This is a genomic window from Entomomonas moraniae (genome assembly GCF_003991975.1).
In the GTDB taxonomy this organism is placed as follows: domain Bacteria; phylum Pseudomonadota; class Gammaproteobacteria; order Pseudomonadales; family Pseudomonadaceae; genus Entomomonas; species Entomomonas moraniae.
Map to the genome: position 1 here is coordinate 3304483 of NZ_CP029822.1, position 14655 is coordinate 3319137.

13 protein-coding genes are annotated in these 14655 nt (G+C 39.0%); 6 read left to right on the forward strand and 7 right to left on the reverse strand.

Annotated features, from left to right (window positions below):
* The first annotated feature begins 21 nt into the window (after positions 1-21).
* Positions 22-933: a hydrogen peroxide-inducible genes activator gene (locus DM558_RS15400; protein WP_127164741.1), complete on the forward strand. Its 912-nt coding sequence runs from the start codon at positions 22-24 to the stop codon at positions 931-933.
* 9 nt (positions 934-942) lie between these two features.
* On the forward strand, positions 943-3018 hold the full coding sequence (gene recG / locus DM558_RS15405; RefSeq protein WP_127164742.1) for an ATP-dependent DNA helicase RecG: 2076 nt from the start codon (positions 943-945) through the stop codon (positions 3016-3018).
* Here recG and DM558_RS15410 read toward each other — a convergent pair whose 3' ends face one another.
* From DM558_RS15410 to DM558_RS15420, 3 genes are all read right to left on the reverse strand, one after another.
* Positions 3019-3543 carry a gamma carbonic anhydrase family protein gene (locus DM558_RS15410; RefSeq protein ID WP_127164743.1) on the reverse strand — a complete coding sequence of 175 codons (525 nt, stop codon included), beginning with the start codon at positions 3541-3543 and terminating at the stop codon, positions 3019-3021. It abuts the gene before it with no gap.
* Between the two features lie 87 nt (positions 3544-3630).
* On the reverse strand, positions 3631-4203 hold the full coding sequence (locus DM558_RS15415) for a YdcF family protein (protein ID WP_228411770.1): 573 nt from the start codon (positions 4201-4203) through the stop codon (positions 3631-3633).
* A 109-nt stretch (positions 4204-4312) separates the two neighbouring features.
* The gene (locus tag DM558_RS15420) at positions 4313-5359 is read right to left on the reverse strand and encodes a TerC/Alx family metal homeostasis membrane protein (protein ID WP_127164744.1); all 1047 of its coding nucleotides are present in this window, start codon (positions 5357-5359) and stop codon (positions 4313-4315) included.
* A 235-nt stretch (positions 5360-5594) separates the two neighbouring features.
* Here DM558_RS15420 and cycA point away from each other — a divergent pair, with 235 nt between their 5' ends.
* Positions 5595-6989, forward strand: a complete 1395-nt coding sequence (gene cycA, locus DM558_RS15425; RefSeq protein ID WP_127164745.1) for a D-serine/D-alanine/glycine transporter — start codon at positions 5595-5597, stop codon at positions 6987-6989.
* A gap of 120 nt (positions 6990-7109) precedes the next feature.
* On the opposite strand, the gene rpsI is transcribed toward cycA, so the two are convergent.
* The 3 genes from rpsI to DM558_RS15440 form a co-directional block, all read right to left on the reverse strand.
* Positions 7110-7499, reverse strand: coding sequence for a 30S ribosomal protein S9 (gene rpsI / locus DM558_RS15430; protein WP_109703624.1), 390 nt, complete (start codon positions 7497-7499; stop codon positions 7110-7112).
* A gap of 15 nt (positions 7500-7514) precedes the next feature.
* Positions 7515-7943, reverse strand: a complete 429-nt coding sequence (gene rplM / locus DM558_RS15435) for a 50S ribosomal protein L13 (protein ID WP_127164746.1) — start codon at positions 7941-7943, stop codon at positions 7515-7517.
* Between the two features lie 280 nt (positions 7944-8223).
* Positions 8224-8832, reverse strand: coding sequence for a YebB family permuted papain-like enzyme (locus DM558_RS15440; protein WP_127164747.1), 609 nt, complete (start codon positions 8830-8832; stop codon positions 8224-8226).
* A 137-nt stretch (positions 8833-8969) separates the two neighbouring features.
* On the opposite strand from DM558_RS15440, the gene DM558_RS15695 reads away from it, so the two are divergent.
* Genes DM558_RS15695 through DM558_RS15450 form a run of 3 tightly spaced genes read left to right on the forward strand, consistent with a single transcriptional unit; the run spans position 8970 to position 13510 of the window.
* Entirely contained in the window at positions 8970-9146 is a 177-nt protein-coding gene (locus DM558_RS15695) for a hypothetical protein (RefSeq protein ID WP_164731477.1), read from the forward strand.
* The gene (locus DM558_RS15445; protein ID WP_127164919.1) at positions 9130-12078 is read left to right on the forward strand and encodes a sensor histidine kinase; all 2949 of its coding nucleotides are present in this window, start codon (positions 9130-9132) and stop codon (positions 12076-12078) included. The genes DM558_RS15695 and DM558_RS15445 overlap by 17 nt, the downstream gene beginning before the upstream one ends.
* 34 nt (positions 12079-12112) lie before the next feature.
* On the forward strand, positions 12113-13510 hold the full coding sequence (locus DM558_RS15450; RefSeq protein WP_127164748.1) for a sigma-54-dependent transcriptional regulator: 1398 nt from the start codon (positions 12113-12115) through the stop codon (positions 13508-13510).
* 44 nt (positions 13511-13554) lie between these two features.
* On the opposite strand, the gene DM558_RS15455 is transcribed toward DM558_RS15450, so the two are convergent.
* Entirely contained in the window at positions 13555-14655 is a 1101-nt protein-coding gene (locus DM558_RS15455; RefSeq protein WP_127164749.1) for an anhydro-N-acetylmuramic acid kinase, read from the reverse strand.

Here is a 14655-nt window from a genome sequence, read left to right on the forward strand (position 1 = left end):
TAATTTTAAAAGGTTAAATACATGACGCTCACAGAACTTCGTTACATTGTTGTATTGGCACAAGAAAAACACTTTGGTAAAGCGGCTGATCGTTGTACCGTCAGTCAACCAACGTTGTCTGTGGGTGTTAAAAAGATAGAAAAAGAGCTGGGTGTCTATATTTTTGAGCGCAGTAAAAACTCTGTGCGCTTAACGCCTGTGGGTGAGATTATTGTCGAACAGGCAAAGAAAGTACTAGAGCAAACCCAGGTGATACGTGAGTTGGCACTGATTGGTAAAGACCAGTTGTCCGCCCCTTTAAGGGTGGGTGCAATCTATACCATAGGGCCTTATTTGTTTCCCCACCTTATCCCTGAGTTACACACTATTGCTCCAAATATGCCTTTGTACATAGAGGAAAACTTTACTCATGTGCTAAAAGAAAAATTAAAGGCTGGGGATCTGGATGCCATTATTGTTGCACTACCTTTTAGCGATGTCGATATTGTAGCGAAACCTTTGTATGACGAATACTTTGATGTTTTGTTACCCGCGAAGCATCCTTGGGCTAAGCGTAAATCTATCAATCCTGATGAATTGTCAGGTAAGACACTCTTACTATTAGGTGAGGGGCATTGTTTTCGTGATCAAGTGTTAGAAGCCTGCCCAACACATAAGGAACACGGTGGTAATGGTAGTGAGTATACAGAAGTAGAATCTACATCGCTTGAAACTATTCGCCATATGGTTGCCTCTGGATTAGGTGTTTCTGTGCTTCCTCATTCTGCTATTCATAGCCCTTACTATGCTGAAGGAGTAGTTGAAGTCAGACCTTTCTCTGCACCAAAACCTAAAAGAACAGTTGCTATTGCTTGGCGTATGAGTTTTCCAAGGGCTAAGGCAATTGATGTATTAGTTGACGCTATTCAGCGTTGTGCAGACAACATACTTTAATATTAATACATGGCGGATTTAGCCCATACTGCAATTACACACCTAAAAGGTGTTGGTGATGCGTTAGCTGAAAAGTTAGCCAAGCTATCTATTGTTACCTTACAAGATTTACTGTTTCATTTACCACTACGCTATCAGGATAGAACACGAATCACACCCATAGGTGCGCTGTTTGCAGGACAAGATGCCGTGGTCGAGGGAGCAGTGATTTCTGCCAGTGTCTTGATGGGACGCCGTCGCAGCTTGTTGGTAAAGTTGCAAGATGGTAGCGGTACGATTGGTTTAAGATTTTATTTTTTTAATCAATCACAAAAAAACTCTTTTATCAAAGGTGCCCGTGTGAGGTGCTTTGGCGATGTGCGTGCAGGCGCATCAGGATTAGAACTCTATCACCCAGAATATCGTATTATTGCAGACGATAAAATAATGCCTGTCGAGCAGACATTAACACCGATTTACCCGACTACAGAGGGTCTTACTCAGCAACGATTAAGACAGTTAGTTGAGCAAACATTGGGTTTATTAAGTAGCCATAACTTACCCGATTATTTACCAACGAATTTAATTGAGCACTATGACTTAGGTGATTTGAGAGAAGCTATTTGTTATCTTCATCACCCACCACCAGATGCTAATGCACAATTATTAGCAGAGGGTAAACATTGGGCACAAAAAAGATTAATTTTTGAAGAACTACTTAGCCACCAGCTATCATTACAGCGTTTGCGTGAGCAAATTAGAAGCCAGTCAGCGATAGCCATTGTACATTCAACTAAACTAGTGCCTGATTATTTAAAACAGTTACCGTTCAGCCCTACTCAAGCACAGCAACGCGTTGTACAAGAAGTAACTTATGATCTTGGTATGCCGCTTCCCATGTTACGTTTAGTACAGGGGGATGTGGGGGCTGGTAAGACGGTTGTTGCCGCGTTATCTGCGTTGCCCGTAATAGAAGCGGGTTATCAAGTAGCACTGATGGCGCCTACGGAGATTTTAGCTGAACAGCATTTTCTAACGTTTCAGCGTTGGTTTGAACCGCTAGGTATTAAGGTGGCTTGGTTAGCAGGAAAGTTAAAAGGAAAAGCGCGGCAGAATGCGTTAACTGATATTGCTGAAGGTGCGGCAATGGTGATAGGCACGCATGCGCTATTTCAACGTGATGTTTTTTTTAAGCAATTGGCTTTGGTCATTATTGATGAGCAACACCGTTTTGGTGTTGAACAACGTTTGGCATTAAGAGATAAAAGTGTTGATGGTCTATTTCTACCTCATCAGTTGATTATGACCGCTACGCCTATTCCAAGAACGCTCGCAATGAGTGCTTATGCTGATTTAGATACTTCTATTCTCGATGAGTTACCACCGGGGCGAACGCCCGTATCAACTGTTGTTTTACCTGATAGTCGCAGGCCAGAAGTTATTACTCGTGTCCAGCAAGCTTGTAAAGAGGGAAAGCAGGCGTATTGGGTGTGTACATTGATTGAGGAGTCAGAAGAGCTGACTTGCCAAGCGGCTGAAACAACATTTACGGAATTGTCTGAGTTATTGCAGGGCGTTTCTATTGGGCTGATTCATGGACGAATGAAAGCAAATGAGAAAGTAGCATTGATGCAACGTTTCAAAGAGGGTGAGTTACAGCTACTTGTTGCTACCACAGTGATTGAAGTAGGGGTGGATGTGCCTAATGCAAGCTTAATGATTATTGAGAATCCTGAACGATTGGGCTTGGCACAATTACATCAGCTTCGTGGTCGAGTGGGAAGGGGCCAAGCAGAAAGTTTTTGTTTATTGCTATACCATGCGCCTTTATCAAGAATAGCACAAGAGCGTTTGTCTATTATGCGTGAAACCAATGATGGCTTTATTATTGCCGAAAAGGATTTGGAAATTAGAGGACCCGGTGAAGTATTAGGAACTCGACAAACAGGATTATTACAATTTAAAGTGGCAGATCTAATGCGCGATAGCGACTTGTTGCCTGATATTCGAGAAGCTACACAAGAACTCTTAGAAAATCATAAAGAAAGCATCGATTTGTTACTTGATCGTTGGGTAGCTAACCGAGAACGTTACGGACAAGTCTAATTAATAAGTATTTTTAAGTTTTATATATTGCTGAGCACTGTACAATAAAAACTCTTTTTCAGACTCAATCAGCGGGCGTAGTTGCCTAGCAGGGTTCCCAACATATAGATACCCACCATTTAGTTTTTTCCCGGGTGGAACGACCGTTCCCGCACCAATGATAACATCACTACTGATTTCGACATTATCTAGAATAATACTGCCCATACCGATTAATACACGATTACCAATTGTGCAACCATGTAGAACCGCTTTATGCCCAATGGTTACATCCTCACCAATGGTGAGAGGTGATCCTTCTTTCCCAGACTCTTCATTTTTGTGTGTAACATGTAATACACAACCATCTTGGACATTGCTTCGTGCACCAATACGAATGCTATTAACATCACCACGAATCACAGCATAAGGCCAAATTGAACATTGTTCTCCAAGTTCAACATCACCAATAATAATGGCGGATTCATCAATAAAAACATCACTGCCTATAACAGGTGACTTACCATTGTAAGGGCGAATTGACATGATGGTTGCTCCATAATAATCTAATGGTACTAAATGGCTGCGAGTATAGCATAGATAATAGTGGGTAATATGTACTGTCGCGTATGTTTATTTAATATTTAACCAATAAACAGGGTAGCCAAATAATTCGCGAATAACAGAGAAGAAATCTTTGCCAGAAATATAATCAGGTGATGCCTGCCCAATTTTCTTTATTCCTGCTCGTTTGAAGGCCAGTTTTGTTCTTGCTATGTGGTAGTATTGAGAAACAATAATGGCAGATTGTAAGTGATTTTTTTGCATGTACAGGTATGTATTATTTGCTGTAGCACGGGTATTAACACCTTCGGTGTCTCTAATAATGGCAGATGAGGGAATACCCCTTGCTATAAGGTAGTTAGACATTGCAATAGCTTCGTTGAAACCTTCTTTGCCTGTGCCACCACTTACTAGAATTCGAGGTGCATAGCCCTGTTGATAAATTTCTATCGCTTTGTTGAGGCGAACAGCTAATCCCCTACTAGGTATCCCAGAAGGTGAAACTTTGTTGCCTAATACTACGATGAGATCAGCTTTAAACACATTGTCTTTTGCATTTAATAGAATAATTGTAAAGATAAGTGTTATAAAAATAATAGGAATAATCCAAAAGATTTTTTTGTGATGAGCAATCCATTTCATACAGTGTCAGTACAGTTATCGTAAATTTTTATTATAGCCTTGTACTCGTTAAAAGGATATAAGTGCACGCAAAAAGGTGGTTAGATCAAACCACCTTTTAAGAGGGATATTAAGAAGCAGCGTTATCCGTAGATTTGTTTTTATCTGGAAATATAAAGCTAGCTAAAATGCCAAGCGCCAGAACAATAAGAACAACATATAAACTCCATGTTGGTTTTATTTCATAACCAAAGTGCCAAATGTGGTTAGCGGCATTAAGCCCTAGTTTGAAGGCTACAAAGAACAGTAAAAAGATAACGGCTTTTTCTAAATGTACTAAGTATTTTCGTAATGCCTCTAATACAAAGTAGAGTGTTCTTAAGCCTAAAATGGCAAACATCATGGCTGAATAAACAATAAGAGGCTCCCTGCTGACGGCAATAATCGCTGGGACGCTATCAAACGCAAACATTAAGTCAGAGAGTTCGATCACTGCAAGACATAACAGTAATGGCGTAGCATAAATAGCCCCTTTTTTTACCATCACTTTTAGGTTGCTATTTTCTGGTTTTTGGAGTTCTTCAATGACAGTGTTGCTTGATAGAAAAAAGCGATGACCAACGATTTTTGGAAAAACAGGAAAAAACTTACGAACAAGGCGATTAGCGAGGTGGTCTGAGTAGTCTTTTATTTCTTCATCTTCATCTTTGTTTTTAAGCATCATAATTGCAGTAAAAGCAACGATGATAGCAAAAACAATCTCGACCCAAGGGCCAAGCGCCAATAGTTCTGTTCCAATAGCAACAAAAATCCCTCTGAACACAATAGCCCCAATAACGCCTAGGTAGAGAATTCTATGGCGGTATATATCGGGGATTTTAAACCATGCGAAAATAGCCATGATAACAAATAGATTATCGACAGAAAGCACTTTCTCTAGTGCATAACCCGTGATAAACAGCGTTGCTGTTTCAGCATCGTGGTGAACATATAAAAAGGCAGCAAATCCAAGGGAGATAGCGACCCAAAATAAAGACCACAATGTAGCACTTTTTAAGCTAATCGGTTTATCGCTACGGTGTGCAAATAAGTCAATTAATAATGCAGCAACGGAAAGGGCGATAAAGATAGCAAGTGTTTCAATTGGAAATCCAAGAGGAGTTTGGGTTTGTTCCATTATACAACCTAATTAAATTATTGATATTCATGAGTGTGAGTGGTTAAAATGTATTGCTTAAGGCTGTCTATATACATGATTAGATGTAAAAAAAATGTCGTTTTTGACAAAGCGCATAAACTAAAGCCTATTTATTAAAATAAATAGCACTCATTATAATATATAACCACCTTATGAAATAAATCAATATATTAATATTCAATCATTTAATAATAGTTTAAGAGGTTTCTTTACAATGGATAATAGTCCTCAGAATAATGATGATGAGCTAAATCGTCATTTAACCAACCGGCATATCCAACTGATTGCTATCGGTGGCGCAATAGGGACTGGTTTATTTATGGGGGCGGGTAAGACCATTCATTTAGCAGGCCCTTCTATTTTGTTGGTTTACATGATTATTGGTGGAATGTTGTTTTTTGTTATGCGCGCCATGGGGGAGTTGCTTTTATCGAATCTTAATTATAAATCATTTATCGATTTCGCGACTGATCTATTAGGGCCAATGGCGGGATTTTATATAGGCTGGACCTATTGGTTTTGTTGGATCGTGACAGGCATTGCGGATTTAATTGCGATTGCTGGTTATGTTGAGTATTTTGCCCCTAGCGTAGCACCTTGGATACCTGCACTTCTCTGTATTTTTCTCTTTTTATGCTTGAACCTTTTGACTGTAAAGCTCTTTGGCGAAATGGAGTTCTGGTTTGCTATTATTAAGATTGTGGCTATTATTGCGCTAATAGTTGTGGGCTTTTGCTTTATTGTTTATGGTTTTAAAACACCTTCAAATGTTGAGACATCGTTGTCCAATATTTGGAATGATGGAGGTTTCTTTCCTACGGGAGGGTGGGGGTTTATTGCTGGATTCCAAATAGCTGTATTTGCCTTCGTGGGGATAGAGTTAGTCGGGACGACAGCAGCTGAGACCAGTGACCCATTAAAAACATTACCTAAGGCCATTAATGCGATACCTGTTCGAATTATTTTATTCTATGTTTTGTCACTTGCTGTCATTATGTCCGTAATGCCATGGCAAACTATTTCTCCAGAGAAAAGTCCTTTTATCTCTTTGTTTGCTTTTGCTGGTATTCCTGCGGCAGCAGCAGTGGTTTATTTTGTGGTGTTAACTTCTGCAGCTTCTTCTGCAAACAGTGGAATTTTTTCAACAAGTCGTATGTTATTCGGTCTTGCTTCAACAAGAAAAGCTCCGAGTGCTTTTGCTAAACTATCCAGGGCTTCAGTGCCTGCGCGGGGGCTATTGTTTTCATGTGCATGCTTGTTACCTGGCGCAATATTATTATATTTTAATAATAAAGACATTATTCATGCATTTACATTGGTGACTACATTATCAACCATTCTATTTATCTTTGTTTGGACGTTGATTCTTTTATCTTACATTGCTTATCGTAAAAAACGCCCAGAGTTGCATGAGAAGTCTTCTTATAAAATGCCAGGGGGATTATTTATGTGTTACCTCTGCCTAGTGTTTATGGCGTTTTTATTAGTTGCTTTGGCGTTCAGAGAAGATACCCGTCAGGCACTATTATTTAGCCCTCTTTGGTTTGTTATTTTAGGAGTTGGTTACTATTGCATTCCTAATACAGTTAAATCAGAGTGGAAGAATTAATCGTAATAGTTGTTAGATTAGAGACTATTGTTAGGAATGAGAATAGTCTTTTAAAAATATAAATGATTGGATATAAAAAAAGCACCCATAAGGGTGCTTTTTTTTGAACTGCAAAACAAATTAACGTTTTGAGTATTGTGGACGTTTACGCGCTTTGCGTAGACCCACTTTCTTACGTTCAACTTCACGCGCATCACGAGTAACGTAACCTGCTTTACGTAGGATACTACGTAAAGTTTCATCGTATTCGATTAATGCACGAGTAATACCGTGACGAATAGCACCTGCTTGACCGCTTACACCACCACCGATAACAGTGATGAAAAGATCGAAGTTTTCAGTGTTTTCTGTTAACTCTAAAGGTTGACGAACAACCATGCGAGCAGTTTCACGACCAAAGAATGTATCAAGGTCACGATTGTTAATAGAAATTTTACCAGTGCCTTTGCGTAAGAATACACGTGCAACGGCAGTTTTGCGACGACCTGTACCGTAGTTTTGAGCTGACATAATCAATCCTGCCTATTAAATTTTCAATTCTTGTGGTTGTTGAGCTGTGTGTGGGTGTTCTGAACCTTTATACACTTTCAGCTTACGATACATAGCGCGACCTAAAGGATTCTTAGGTAACATACCTTTTACAGCTGTTTCAATAATACGCTCTGGCGCTCTAACAACGAGTTTGTCAAAAGTAATTTCTTTAATCCCACCAGGAAAACCTGAATGAGAGTAATATTTTTTATCTGTTGTTTTTGAACCAGTTACTTTTACTTGCTCAGCATTGATAACAACGATGTAGTCACCTGTATCAACGTGAGGAGTATATTCTGGTTTATGTTTACCACGTAAACGTAATGCGATTTCAGTCGCTAAACGACCCAATGTTTTTCCTGCCGCATCAATAACAAACCAGTCACGTTTAACTGTTTCTGGCTTTGCACTAAAAGTTTTCATTCTTTATAGCCTCAAGACCGCATAAAGTTGGCGGTAGATTTAAAAAATATGTTTAATAAATAAAAGCTACCTATCTAACACTATGTGGGGTCGGGGTTATAGTGCGACGTGGAGCCATTAATCATTCTTCATTAAAGTATTACTAGGCTTAACACTTTAAATTTGTAGGCAATATACCTACGAAAATGGTCGTGTTATTATCCAGATTATTGATAAAATATCAAGTGATTTTTCAAAAAACTGCTTGGAATGGGGCATTATACTATTTTATTTTCTTCTTTTAGCCAACCTTTTTAGTGTCACTATTCGAGATTTCAGGATGGCTGTCAAAAATAGTGTTTAGTTTTGGACAAAACCATAAGCTTGCAGGTGTGACTGTTTTTCTATGCCAAGGGATTCTACCAAAAAACCACAACTTCCAAAAGGTTAAGTTTGCATTGGGATTACTTTTTAATAGATCATTGAATGTTTCAATCTTTCCAACTTCTAGATTGAGCGCTTCTTTATAAATTTCATAAACGAATTTTGAGCAAAATTGCCGTTTTGAATCAAATTTGAAGCCTGTATGGTATAAAATATTAAGTCTTTGTGGAACTTGGCTGCAAACAGCTAGTTTTTGTTGTTCGGTTAAAGTGTTGTTGAGCCGTCTAACGGCATAATGTCGCTTATTTGAGCGTTTAATAAATTTTTTTAGCGTTGTTGTTGTTGAAAAAGGTACACGGCTTTCTGCTACTAAGTAATCTTCCCCGTTATGGCCAATAATGATGCCCACATGATTACTCCAGCACAATGAGGCTTTTGAAATGCTTTTAAATAATTGTGCGGCGATACAAGTAAAAATGATGTCGCCAATTTCTAGAGAAGGGGAGTTGGTATGCGATGAAAACATAACTATTCCTTTATTGATTTGCAATCTATATAGTGGAAGTATGTTATTATTTATATTTTAATACAAGTGTTAGAAATATTCCGTAATGATCTTATGTCAATCTTTTGGAATAGTTTGCTACACCGTCGGATAGACATATGTATATATACAGGCTTGTGTTGTTATTAGTTGTTATCATTTTTTTATTGTCACCCGGTATCCTGGATTGGTGGGCATCAGGTGATAGTGCATGGTATAAACCCTATCTTTTTTGGTTTATTAGTATTGTGGCCATGTTAATATTGCAAGGAAGGCATGATGTTGATGAACTTTAGTACTGGCTTCCTTGCTATTATTAGTATTGTTTATTTGTTAGCTCTTTTGGGCGTGGCTTGGTTTTCTGAACGTAGTCCGCTAATGGGAAAATTAGCGAGCCATCCTTTTATTTATATCCTTTCGTTGGGCATTTATAGCAGCGCTTTAACCTTTTATGGTTTAATTGGGTTAGCTATGCACTATGGCTATGGCTATTTAGCGGTAGGGCTTGGTTTTACTGCAACTTTTTTGTTAGTCCCTGTGTTACTGTTTCCAATTTTGAAGTTGACACAAAATTATCAATTATCTTCGCTGGCTGATTTATTTTCTTTTCGTTTCCGTAGCCGTTGGGCAGGTATTTTGACGTGCCTTTTTATGTTGGTCGGCATGTTGCCATTAATTGCTTTTCAGATAAAGTTATTAGCAGGATCAGTGGTTGTATTGACTCAGCAACCTATGTCTCACAGTTGGTCATTTGTATTTTGTGTTTTTTTGATGTTGTTTAGCATCCTTTTTGGAACAAGGCACCTTTCCGCCCGCGAGAAACGGGTAGGACTTTTGATGGCTGTGGTGTTTGAGTCAGTCGTTAAATTATTGGTTTTTGTGCTTATAGCCGGTTATGTGGTATACAGTATCTTTGGCGGCTTTTCAGGTTTAAACCATTGGTTAGTAGAAAATAAGCATGTCTTAGATACATTGCGTTCATCCATAGAGGCAGGGCCATGGCGAGCGTTGCTGTTATCATTTTTTGCCGCAGCCGTTGTTATGCCCCACATGTTCCATATGACCTTTGCTGAAAATGTTACGCCTCGCTCCTTGATGTTTGCAAGCTGGGGAGCACCTCTTTATTTATTAATAATAGCCTTGTGTGTTCCGTTTATTTTATGGGGTGGAGTGGTTTTAAACCTATCAATGCAACCTGATTATTATGTATTGGGTATTGGTCTACAAAGTAATAGTCTTTGGCTATCTATCATTGCTTATCTTGGAGGCTTAGCAGCAGGGAGCGGTTTAATTATTGTTTCGACTATCGCTCTTTCAGGAATGTTACTCAACCATTTGATTTTACCTATTTATAAACCGCCTGCTGATCATGATATTTATCGTTGGTTAAAGTTAGTTCGCCGTACTCTTACGGTCATTATCATTTTATTGGGGTATATTTTTTACCTATTAACCTATCAAGGTTATAGTAATAATGACACAGGGCTTGCTGCATTTATTGCGATGCTGCAATTTCTTCCAGGGGTCTTGGTTTTGCTTTACTGGACGCAAGGTAATAAAAAAGGATTTATTGCGGGATTATTAACGGGAATGTTTTGTTGGGGACTTCTTGTTTTACTACCTTTAATCTCCCCATCTACTACGATTACTGTTCCTTTTCTCTTTACTATTAAACTACCAGATCAAGATGATTGGCATTTTGCTACAGTTATTTCGTTGACAGCCAATACTTCAGTGCTTTTACTTGTATCATTAATCACTAAGCGATCTGATGATGAGAAGCGTGCAGCAAGTCTATGTGCGGTGAATGCGACGCAATATATACAGCGAAAAGAAGCAACCTTGAGTTCGCCGCGTGAGTTTATTAGAGAGCTAGAAATTCCTTTAGGTTACAAAATGGCACGTAAAGAAGTAAAGCGTGCATTATCTGATTTAGGCTTTTCTATCGATGAGCGACGTGCTTATGCTCTTCGTCGATTGCGGGAACAGATAGAGGTTAACTTATCAGGTCTGTTGGGGCCTCATGTTGCGCATCAAATGGTTTATGAGTTTTTATCTTATCAATCGGCTCCTGTTATTGCGATGAATGAAGATATTTATTTTATGGAGAACCATCTGGAGAGTTATGAGACAAGATTAACAGGTCTTGCTGCTGAGTTAGATTCTTTACGTCGATACCATCGATTAACGTTACAAATTTTACCTATTGGGGTTTGTTCTTTTTCAAAAGGACGCGATGTTCTCCTGTGGAATCGTGCAATGGAGCAGATTACGGGGGTAACAGCAGATAACACGGTAGGCGTTAATTTAGACTTTATTGAGGGAGCATGGCAGGTTCTGTTATTAAGCTGCATAGAGTCTGAAGAAGGACATATTTATAAGCAGTCGATCGATATTGATGGACATACCCGTTGGTACAATTTACACAAAGCCATGATCGGTGACTCTATTTTGATTAATAGAGGAGGAACTGTTATTTTGGTGGAAGATATTACCGAAACCTATTTATTAGAAAGCCAATTAATTCACTCAGAACGTTTGGCCTCAATTGGTCGTTTGGCCGCAGGGGTTGCTCATGAGATAGGCAATCCTGTGACGGGTATTGCATGCTTAGCCCAAATACTTCGAGAAGAATGGTTAGAGCATGATGAAATTGCCGAAATGTCAGAGCAAATTATTGAGCAAACTAAGCGTATTTCAAGAATTGTACATTCGTTAGTTAATTTTTCTCATGCAGGGGAAGATACTCAGTTGAATGCACCTATTTCTTTACGTAGCATTGCGCAAGAAACCATTAATTTGTTAGTACTAAATAAAGATGAAAAATATGTCTCCTTTCAAAATTTTTGTGATGAGCGACATCAGGTATTAGGTAACGCACAGCGTTTGACACAAGTACTTATCAATTTATTAGATAATGCACGAGATGCATCGGAAGAAGGCGGTGTTATCAGTATCATAACCAGAGAACTTTCAGGCTTTATAGAGATTCTTATTGAGGATGAAGGCGAAGGAATCCCTGATGAAATTAAAGAGCAGATTTTTGAACCATTTTTTACAACCAAAGAACCAGGGGTAGGAACGGGGTTAGGTTTATCCTTAGTATACTCCATTATTGAGGATCATCATGGTAAAGTAAGCGTTAAAAGCCCTCTGGACTTATCAACTCAAAGAGGAACCTGCTTTTCAATTATATTACCTAAATATGTAGATTATACTATGGTATAGTAAGAGAGTTAGTAATAAACGTTGTGGAATTTTTATGTCACATATATTGCTTGTAGAAGATGAATCTATCATACGTACTTCATTAAAGCGCTTACTGGAGCGTAACCAATATCAGGTGAGTGAGGCCGCTTCTGTTGCAGAGGTGAAAGCAAATTACGATATCCAAAGTTTTGATTTGGTTATTACTGATTTAAGGCTTCCAGGTGCTCCGGGCACCGATATGATTGATTTGGCGGAAGGTATTCCGGTATTAGTCATGACAAGTTATGCAAGCTTGCGTTCAGCTATAGACTCGATGAAAATGGGTGCTGTTGACTACATAGCAAAGCCTTTTGATCATGCCGATATATTAAAAGCAATAGCAGAGTCGTTAGATAAAAAAGAGACAAAGAAAAATAAAAAAATAACCCAGCAGGAAATAGGTGGAAAGGCAAGTAAAGAGCAGCGCACACACATTATAGGAGCGAGTCCTTTAATGATTAAACTATTTGAGAAAATAGAAAAAGTTGCCCCTACAAATTCTACGGTACTTGTTCTTGGTGAATCAGGTACAGGAAAAGAGCTTGTAGCCAGATCATTACATGAACAATCCCCTCGTTATAAAGCTCCTCTCATCTCTGTAAACTGTGCTGCTATTCCGGAGACGTTGATTGAGTCAGAGTTATTCGGTCATGAAAAAGGAGCTTTTACTGGCGCGGTTACTAATCGAACAGGGCTTATTGAAGCGGCTAACGGTGGTACACTGTTTTTAGATGAAATAGGGGAGTTACCTTTAGAGGCCCAAGCAAGATTATTAAGGGTGTTACAAGAAGGGGAAATTCGCAAGGTGGGTTCTGTTGCCTCCCAAAAGGTAGATGTTCGATTGATTGCAGCGACTCATCGTGACTTAAAGTCTTTAGCTTCGACAGGGCAGTTTCGTAGTGATCTGTTTTATCGGTTAAATGTTATTAGTTTACAACTACCAGCATTACGTGATCGTGGTAATGATGTATTAGAAATTGCAAAGGCTTTTCTTAATCGTCAGATGAACTCAATGGGTAAGAGTAATTTGGTTTTTACTGCTGAAGCGGAGCAGGCTATTCTAGATTACTCATGGCCGGGTAATGTCCGAGAGTTAGAAAATGCTGTAGAGAGAGCGGTAATTTTGTGTGATACCAACAAAATTACGATTGAAAACTTAGGATTAGAGCCAGAGGCTTACGGTTTGGCAAGTTTTGAAGAGGATGAGTTAGCCCACCTTTTCAAGGCAGTCGGAGATGTACCAAACACTAAAGATCTTGAAGATGGTGTTTCACTAGAAGATTACTTCCAACACTTTGTATTACAGAATCAAGATAAAATGACTGAAACGGAGCTTGCTCGTAAACTGGGCGTTAGCCGCAAATGCTTGTGGGAGCGTCGTCAAAAGTTAGGAATACCTAAAAAGAAATAATATTTAAGTTAATGCAGAGAGTATCAATTGTTTATATATTGTTACTATGCAGGGTAAATAGCACCTAAAACCCTAAGGCCTTTTGCACCTGTAACCGCAGGGCGATTAGCAGGTATATTTTCTAAACAACAATAAGCAAGCCATGCAAATGCCATAGCCTCAACCCATTCAGGTGCTATGCCATAGTCTTGTGTTGTTTGTACACGCGTATCGGGGAGATATTGTTGTAAGCGTTTTAATAGTTCATGATTAAAAGCCCCTCCGCCGCAAACAATGAGCTCATCTGTTTGGGTTTGGGCTTTTTTAAGTGAGTCAACTATAGTTCTTACTGTTAGTTCAAGCAATGTCGATTGAACCACATCGTCAGGAGCTATTTGGTTAAACTGGCTTAATTTTTCTGTAAGCCAACTGAAATTAAATAATTCTCGCCCAGTACTCTTTGGCCCTGTTTGATTAAAAAAACTATCTGCTAAAAAAAGTGTTAATAGCTGTTGGTTAGGAGCGGCAGATGCGGCCCACTCACCATTTTGATCATAAGATTTATTTAGCTTGTGGTTAATCCATGTATCCAATAGTACGTTACCTGGGCCACAGTCAAAACCATGTGTTACATTGTCAGGTGATAATAAACTTAAGTTGCTAAAGCCGCCAATATTTAAAATAGCACGTCGTCTAGTATTGTCTTTGAAAAGCGCTTCATGATAGGCAGGTACAAGAGGAGCACCTTGCCCTCCAGCTGCAACATCACGGCGACGAAAATCAGTTACAACAGTAATGCCCGTTATTTCAGCTAGAAGCGCACCATTACTAACTTGTATAGTAAAGTTTCGTTTTGGCTCATGTCTAACCGTTTGTCCGTGGCTACCAATAGCCGTAATGTCTTGGTTGGTTAACTGATGATTTGCTAATAATGTTTGTATTCCTGTGGCTGCCAATGTTGCCCAGTAGTTTTCTGCAAGCGCTGCTCGGGCAAGCTCATCATTGCCTGTACTGCATAAAGAGAGGAGCTCTTGACGTAAGTCACTTGGCATAGGGATATAGTGAGTACCAACCAGTTGACTTAGAGTATTGGATGATTGCTTAATGAGAGCAATATCTAATCCATCTAAGCTTGTTCCTGACATTATCCCTATATAGTAAGCCAT

Coding starts and splice junctions, on each gene's coding strand:
- cycA (WP_127164745.1), top strand. CDS start 5,595: ATGGATAATAGTCCTCAGAATAATGATGATGAGCTAAATCGTCATTTA.
- DM558_RS15415 (WP_228411770.1), bottom strand. CDS start 4,203: ATGAAATGGATTGCTCATCACAAAAAAATCTTTTGGATTATTCCTATT.
- rplM (WP_127164746.1), bottom strand. CDS start 7,943: ATGAAAACTTTTAGTGCAAAGCCAGAAACAGTTAAACGTGACTGGTTT.
- DM558_RS15695 (WP_164731477.1), top strand. CDS start 8,970: ATGTATATATACAGGCTTGTGTTGTTATTAGTTGTTATCATTTTTTTA.
- DM558_RS15455 (WP_127164749.1), bottom strand. CDS start 14,655: ATGGCTTACTATATAGGGATAATGTCAGGAACAAGCTTAGATGGATTA.
- recG (WP_127164742.1), top strand. CDS start 943: ATGGCGGATTTAGCCCATACTGCAATTACACACCTAAAAGGTGTTGGT.
- DM558_RS15400 (WP_127164741.1), top strand. CDS start 22: ATGACGCTCACAGAACTTCGTTACATTGTTGTATTGGCACAAGAAAAA.
- DM558_RS15440 (WP_127164747.1), bottom strand. CDS start 8,832: ATGTTTTCATCGCATACCAACTCCCCTTCTCTAGAAATTGGCGACATC.
- DM558_RS15420 (WP_127164744.1), bottom strand. CDS start 5,359: ATGGAACAAACCCAAACTCCTCTTGGATTTCCAATTGAAACACTTGCT.
- DM558_RS15410 (WP_127164743.1), bottom strand. CDS start 3,543: ATGTCAATTCGCCCTTACAATGGTAAGTCACCTGTTATAGGCAGTGAT.
- DM558_RS15450 (WP_127164748.1), top strand. CDS start 12,113: ATGTCACATATATTGCTTGTAGAAGATGAATCTATCATACGTACTTCA.
- rpsI (WP_109703624.1), bottom strand. CDS start 7,499: ATGTCAGCTCAAAACTACGGTACAGGTCGTCGCAAAACTGCCGTTGCA.
- DM558_RS15445 (WP_127164919.1), top strand. CDS start 9,130: ATGTTGATGAACTTTAGTACTGGCTTCCTTGCTATTATTAGTATTGTT.